The sequence below is a fragment of the Pseudomonas sp. GW821-FHT09H03 genome (assembly GCF_059415945.1).
Map to the genome: position 1 here is coordinate 352,393 of NZ_JBWKOF010000005.1, position 6,000 is coordinate 358,392.

At 60.9% G+C, this 6,000-nt stretch carries 7 protein-coding genes; all 7 read right to left on the reverse strand.

Annotated features, from left to right (window positions below; genetic code table 11):
* Nucleotides 1-127: 127 nt before the first annotated feature.
* Complete coding sequence (locus AC07OG_RS09845; protein WP_057714650.1) at nt 128-358, reverse strand: hypothetical protein; 231 nt, start codon at nt 356-358, stop codon at nt 128-130.
* Nucleotides 359-574: 216 nt separating this feature from the next.
* Nucleotides 575-796: a hypothetical protein gene (locus tag AC07OG_RS09850; protein WP_218423165.1), complete on the reverse strand. Its 222-nt coding sequence runs from the start codon at nt 794-796 to the stop codon at nt 575-577.
* Between the two features lie 72 nt (nt 797-868).
* On the reverse strand, nt 869-1,894 hold the full coding sequence (locus AC07OG_RS09855; RefSeq protein ID WP_177336953.1) for a DNA topoisomerase IB: 1,026 nt from the start codon (nt 1,892-1,894) through the stop codon (nt 869-871).
* A gap of 75 nt (nt 1,895-1,969) precedes the next feature.
* Complete coding sequence (gene modC / locus AC07OG_RS09860) at nt 1,970-3,049, reverse strand: molybdenum ABC transporter ATP-binding protein (protein WP_495066906.1); 1,080 nt, start codon at nt 3,047-3,049, stop codon at nt 1,970-1,972.
* A gap of 3 nt (nt 3,050-3,052) precedes the next feature.
* Nucleotides 3,053-3,733: a molybdate ABC transporter permease subunit gene (gene modB, locus AC07OG_RS09865; RefSeq protein ID WP_218423162.1), complete on the reverse strand. Its 681-nt coding sequence runs from the start codon at nt 3,731-3,733 to the stop codon at nt 3,053-3,055.
* Complete coding sequence (gene modA / locus AC07OG_RS09870; RefSeq protein WP_495066907.1) at nt 3,734-4,501, reverse strand: molybdate ABC transporter substrate-binding protein; 768 nt, start codon at nt 4,499-4,501, stop codon at nt 3,734-3,736.
* Between the two features lie 156 nt (nt 4,502-4,657).
* On the reverse strand, nt 4,658-5,722 hold the full coding sequence (locus tag AC07OG_RS09875; protein ID WP_495066908.1) for an NAD(P)H-dependent flavin oxidoreductase: 1,065 nt from the start codon (nt 5,720-5,722) through the stop codon (nt 4,658-4,660).
* Between the last annotated feature and the right edge of the window lie 278 nt (nt 5,723-6,000).

The following is a 6,000-nucleotide window of genomic DNA, read 5'->3' on the forward strand; positions in this document are numbered from 1 at the left end:
TCCCGGCGCCAGGCCGGGTGGGGGATATGCGAAAGTCGATCAGGCAGCCAGAAGCAGGGTGACGCTGACGTCGCCGTTCATGTGACCTGAATCAGGTCGTGTGCTGACACGATCGTCCAGGCAGCAATCATCTGAACCGGGGCAGCGGCCGGTCGACCGGTTTCAGCGATGACAGCGTATGCCGGATGAGCGGCGTATCTTTTTCGATGTCGTTCAGGCGATCACGAATTCTCAGGGCGGTTGGATGCCCGCCTTGGTGATCGACCCAGTCGGCGATTTCCTTGCAGGCCGCTGCGAGGCGGGCCTGACGGGAGTCAAGCAGGGTGAGCAGAGTGGTGATGGACTCTTTTTCGGACATGGGAAACACCTCCGTTTAAGAAACCTGGGTGTGGCATCAAATAGCCCGGGGGCTTATTGCTGTTCTGTTCTGTTCTGTAGGAGCGAGCATGCTCGCGATGGACGTCAACGATAACGCGGGAACCCTGAATGCCCGCGTCGCTCTCACCTCCATCGCGAGCGTGCTCGCTCCTACAGAAGGAGAGCAGCATTTGCAGTATAGACCGGTAACAGCTCGTCAGCTTTGGCGGGCTGACACCTGTGACTTGGCGTTCAGTTGCCGGCAGACAGACTGGGCGTCTTCTTCAAGGTCATAGCCGTCACCGATGAAACCCTGGGTGCGGGTATCGCAAATGCGGTACCAGACAGCCGCGTCCGGTGGCAGATGACCGGATTCGCCGGTCCTGCGACCATGGATAATGATCTTGTTGCAACGCTTGACGACGAAAATGTCTTCCATGGCGTCTCCGCAGCGGGTTCCTGTTCAGATCAACTATAGAAGCCATTACTGATCGTGCAAAAAATACACAGTTCAATTCGTCGGGTCCGAGGCCGCGAGCATGCCCTCCAGGAACATTGCCAGCCCCACTTCCTCAGCCTTGAGCCCCTTGCGGGCACGCGGCCGGGGCAACTGGTGGAGTGACCCGAGCAGGAAGCCATCGAGCACGGCCGGGTGGATGTAGCATTTGCGGCAGACCGCCGGGGTGTTGCCCAGTTGCCTGGCGACGTCCTTGACCATTTCCACCACATGCCGTTTTGCTTCAGATTCAGCTTCCCAGCGCAGCTTGCGCAGCATGGCCAGAGCCAGAACACTGCCAGCCCAGGTGCGATAATCCTTGGCGGTGAAATCGGCGCCGGTGAGGGTTTGCAGGTAGCTGTTGATGTCGGATGAGCTGACGGTGTGCCGTTCACCGTTTTCATCCAGGTACTGGAAGAGGTTTTGTCCGGGGATCTCCTGGCAGCGTTTGATGATCCGCGCCAGCCGCCGGTCCTTCACGGTGATCTGGTGTTCGACGCCGCTTTTGCCACGGAACTGGAACAGGATGGCGCTGCCGTTGATTTCCACATGGCGGCTGCGCAAGGTGGTCAGCCCATAGGAGCGGTTATCCCGGGCATATTGGCTGTTGCCAATGCGGATCAGCGTGGCATCGAGCAGGGTGATGACCGTGGCCATGACTTTATCGCGGCTGAAACCCGGTGCCGCCAGCAGGGCTTCCAGTTGTTTGCGCACTCTCGGCAAGACCAGCCCGAAGTCGCGCAGGCGCATGTATTTATCGGCGTCACGCACTTCCCGCCAGCGTGAGTGGTAGCGGTATTGCTTGCGCCCCCGGGCATCGCGGCCCGTGGCTTGCAGATGCCCGCGCGGATCGGTACAGATCCACACATCGGTGTAAGCCGGCGGCACCGCGAGGGCGTTGATGCGCTTGATTTCGTCGGGGTCGCTGATGCGCTGGCCTGCGGGGTCGAAATAGCAGAACTTGCCACGCAGTTTTTTGCGGGTGATGCCCGGCTGGGTGTCATCGACATAGTGCAGGTCAGGAGGCAGCGCATCGGGCATGGCGAATGTCCTTGGCAGGGAATCAGGGGCCGTTACAGGCATTGACCCCGCGCCGATGCAGTGGTGCCAACGGATTTACGCCAGTACCGCCACCGCCTTGATCTGTGCCCAAAGGGACTGGCCGGAATGCAGGCCCAACTGGTCGCGGGAATAGCGGGTGATGCGCGCCAGCAGTGGCGTACCTGCGGCGTCGAGGCGTATTAGGACATGGGCGGCGTTATCGGCATTCATTTCGCTGATCACCGTGACCGGCAAGCGATTGAGAATGCTGCTCTGCTCGACGCTGTGCAGGCTCAGGCTGACATCTCGCGCCTGCACCTTGCAGCGCAACGACTGGCCTACTTCCATCCGGGTGTGCGGCACGCGAATGCTCAGCGCGCAATCGGGCAATTGCAGGCTCAGCAGTTGATAGTTGGCGTCATAGGCACTGACGTGCCCCTCAATCACCACGCCGGCATCGTCCCCCTGCGCCAGCGGCAAGTCGAGACGGGCCAGGGTCTGGCCGATAGGGCCGCTGGCCAAGGCCTTGCCGTCGCTGAGCAGGACGATATGGTCGGCCAGGCGCGCCACTTCATCCTGGGAATGGCTGACGTAGAGCACCGGGATCTCCAGTTCATCGTGCAACCGTTGCAGGTAAGGCAGTATTTCACCTTTACGCCGGGCATCCAGGGCGGCCAGTGGTTCGTCCATCAACAGCAGCTGCGGGCTGGTGAGCAAGGCCCGGGCGATGCCAACGCGCTGGCGCTCACCGCCAGACAGATGTTGTGGATGGCGGTCGAGCAACTGACTGATGCCCAAAAGCTCGGTGGCATGGGCCATATCCACCCGGCGCTGGTGCCTGGGGATGCGCTTGAGGCCGAACTCCAGGTTGGCCAGCACCGACAGGTGCGGGAACAGGCTGGCTTCCTGGAACACGTAGCCGAGGGCGCGTTTATGCGGCGCCACGAAAATTCTCTTTGCGCTGTCTTGCCAGACTTCTCCGTTGACCTGGATGAAACCCTGACGGGCCTGTTCGAGGCCGGCGATACAACGCAGACAGGTGGTCTTGCCCGAACCCGAGTGGCCGTAAAGCGCGGTGACGCCACGGCCCGGCAACTGCAGGTCGACCTCCAGGGCGAAGCCTGAATAATCCAGTTTCAGACGCACATCAATCATCGGTCAGCTCCAGCCTGCTTTGGTTTTACGGCTGGAGTACAGCGCCAGCAAGACAATGAACGAGAACACCAGCATCGCCCCGGCCAGCCAGTGGGCTTGGGCGTATTCCATGGCTTCGACGTGATCGTAGATCTGCACTGAAACCACGCGGGTCTTGTCGGGGATGTTGCCGCCGATCATCAGCACCACACCGAATTCACCGACGGTGTGGGCGAAACCGAGAATGGCTGCAGTAATGAAACCGGGGCGGGCCAAGGGCAGGGTTACGCTGAAAAATGTGTCCCAGGGATTGGCGCGCAAGGTTGCCGCCACTTCCAGGGGGCGGGTACCGATCGCGGAAAAGGCGTTCTGCAGCGGCTGGACCACAAACGGCATCGAGTACAACACCGAGCCGATGACCAGCCCGGCAAAACTGAAAGTCAGGGTGCCAAACCCAAGTGACTGGGTGAACTGGCCGATGAACCCGTGAGGGCCCAGCGCCAGCAGTAGATAGAAGCCAATCACCGTGGGCGGCAGCACCAGGGGCAGGGCGACAATCGCCCCGACCGGGCCGCGCAACCAGGAGCGCGTGTGCGACAGCCACAACGCAATCGGAGTGCCGATCAGCAGCAGGATGACGGTGGTCAGGGACGCCAGTTTCAGGGTCAGCCAGATGGCGGAAAAATCGGCACTCGAGAGGGACATTTAGATCTGGTAACCGTAGGACTTGATGACAGCGGTGGCTTTCGGACCCTTGAGGTACTCAACCAGAGCCTTGGCAGCCGGGTTGTCCTTGCCCTTGTTGAGGATCACCGCGTCCTGTTTGATCGGGTCGTGCAGGCTGGCCGGAACGATCCAGGCCGAACCGCTGGTGATCTTGCCGTTCTTGTAGATCTGCGACAAGGCGACGAAGCCCAGTTCAGCGTTGCCGGTGGAGACGAACTGATAGGCCTGGGTGATGTTCTGGCCTTCGACGATCTTGTCCTTGACCTTGTCGGTCAACCCCTCTTTGGCCAGTACCTGGGTGGCTGCCAGGCCATACGGCGCGGCTTTCGGGTTGGCGATGGACAGATGCTGGTACTCATTGTTTTTCAGTACCTCGCCCTTGGCATCGACGTAGCCTTCCTTGGCCGACCACAGGGCCAGGGTGCCGATGGCGTAGGTGAAGCGCGAGCCCTTGACCGTGTCGCCTTCGGCTTCGAGCTTTTGCGCGGTGGTGTCATCCGCCGAGAGGAACACTTCGAATGGCGCGCCATTCTTGATCTGGGTGTAGAACTGCCCGGTTGCCCCGAAGGAGGTGACCAGTTTGTGCCCGGTGTCTTTTTCGAAGTCGGCTGCGATGGCCTGGATTGGCGCGCTGAAGTTAGCCGCTACCGCGACCTGGACTTCATCGGCCTGGGCAGAGCCGAAAGCGAATACGGCGATAAGGCTCGCCAGACAGGCAGGGGCAAAACGTGAGGCACGAATGGTCATGAAACGGCTCCGTCGTAGACAGTTGCAGCAAGTGGGGGGATCGCTATGTACAAGAATATATAGCGAATAAGCTGCAAACGGAACGTGGAATCTTCGTTGATGAGCAACTTCACGGCAGCTGCCGCAGCCCACGGCAGCTGCTACAGCGGGGATCACTTAACGACGGAGCAATCTGGCCAGGCCTTCATCGGCCAGATGCCGGGTCAGTTCTGCCGAGGTCAGTTCAGCGCCGAGGGTAAATGCCTGTCCGGCCCACAGATTGCTGAAATCGGCCTCGCCCTTGGCCCTCAGAGGCATCAGTGCACCGCCTGCGAGCGGGAAGGCCGGGGCCTTGGCGCTCATGGGGCCGAGTTCGCGCATCACCCGATTGAGAATCCCCCGGGCCGGGCGACCGGTGAAAATGTTGGTGAGCGCTGTCTCGCTTTCACGAGCCGTGCGCAAGGCTTTATGGTGCGAGGCGCTGACCTTGGCCTCAGGCGTGAACAGGTACGCCGTGCCGACTTGCACCGCCGACGCCCCGAGCATGAATGCCGCTGCAACACCGCGTGCATCGGCGATGCCGCCAGCGGCAATCACTGGCACTTTCACCGCATCGACGATTTGCGGCACTAACGCGAAGGTGCCGACCTGGCTGCTCAGGTCATCACTGAGAAACATCCCGCGATGCCCACCGGCCTCATACCCCATGGCGATGATCGCATCACATCCGCGCTGCTCCAGCCATAGCGCTTCTTTGACGGTGGTGGCGGACGACAGCACTTTCGCACCCGTGGCTTTTACCCGATCCAGCAGGGCTTTGTCCGGCAGGCCAAAGTGGAAGCTCACGACTTCGGGACGGAACTCCTCGACTATCGCGCAGGCCGCATCATCGAAGGGCGCGCGATTGGAGACCGGCGTTGGTGCATCGAAATCGGCGCCCAGTTCCTGATAGTAGGGTTGCAGCAGATTTTTCCAGTCCTGTGCCCGCTGCTCGTCCGCCGGTGGCGATGGGTGGCAGAAGAAGTTGACGTTGATCGGGTGCCGGGTGTGTTGGCGAATGGTCTTCAACTCCTCGCGCAACTGCTCGCTGCCGAGCATCGCCGCCGGCATCGAACCCAGGCCGCCGGCGTTGCTCGCGGCAATCACCATGGAGGAGTTAGTGGCGCCGGCCATGGGCGCCTGGATAATCGGCAGCTCGATCCCGAGCAGGTCAAGAATGCGGGTGTCTGGCCATTGGTTCATTGCACTGGGCTCCCATGATGAATTCGGGCAGGGACATGTTTGTAACCCATCGACTGGCGCGAGGCCAGTCGACTTTTCGGCCAGTTCGCGGTTGCTCGACGGCGATGGAGGGGGGTTCCAAATTAAAGACGCTTCCTACACGCGAATAAGACGGATCCTATTTCGTCTCTTCTCCGTTTTTTCAATGCTTTCATCCCCCCCGGACCCGGGTGAAAGCACTGCCTTTCCTGCCCGTCCCCCGCAGACCAGGAAGGACTGAGCATGAGCGATCCGCTGCG

Coding starts and splice junctions, on each gene's coding strand:
- AC07OG_RS09845 (WP_057714650.1), bottom strand. CDS start 358: ATGTCCGAAAAAGAGTCCATCACCACTCTGCTCACCCTGCTTGACTCC.
- AC07OG_RS09850 (WP_218423165.1), bottom strand. CDS start 796: ATGGAAGACATTTTCGTCGTCAAGCGTTGCAACAAGATCATTATCCAT.
- AC07OG_RS09855 (WP_177336953.1), bottom strand. CDS start 1,894: ATGCCCGATGCGCTGCCTCCTGACCTGCACTATGTCGATGACACCCAG.
- modC (WP_495066906.1), bottom strand. CDS start 3,049: ATGATTGATGTGCGTCTGAAACTGGATTATTCAGGCTTCGCCCTGGAG.
- modB (WP_218423162.1), bottom strand. CDS start 3,733: ATGTCCCTCTCGAGTGCCGATTTTTCCGCCATCTGGCTGACCCTGAAA.
- modA (WP_495066907.1), bottom strand. CDS start 4,501: ATGACCATTCGTGCCTCACGTTTTGCCCCTGCCTGTCTGGCGAGCCTT.
- AC07OG_RS09875 (WP_495066908.1), bottom strand. CDS start 5,722: ATGAACCAATGGCCAGACACCCGCATTCTTGACCTGCTCGGGATCGAG.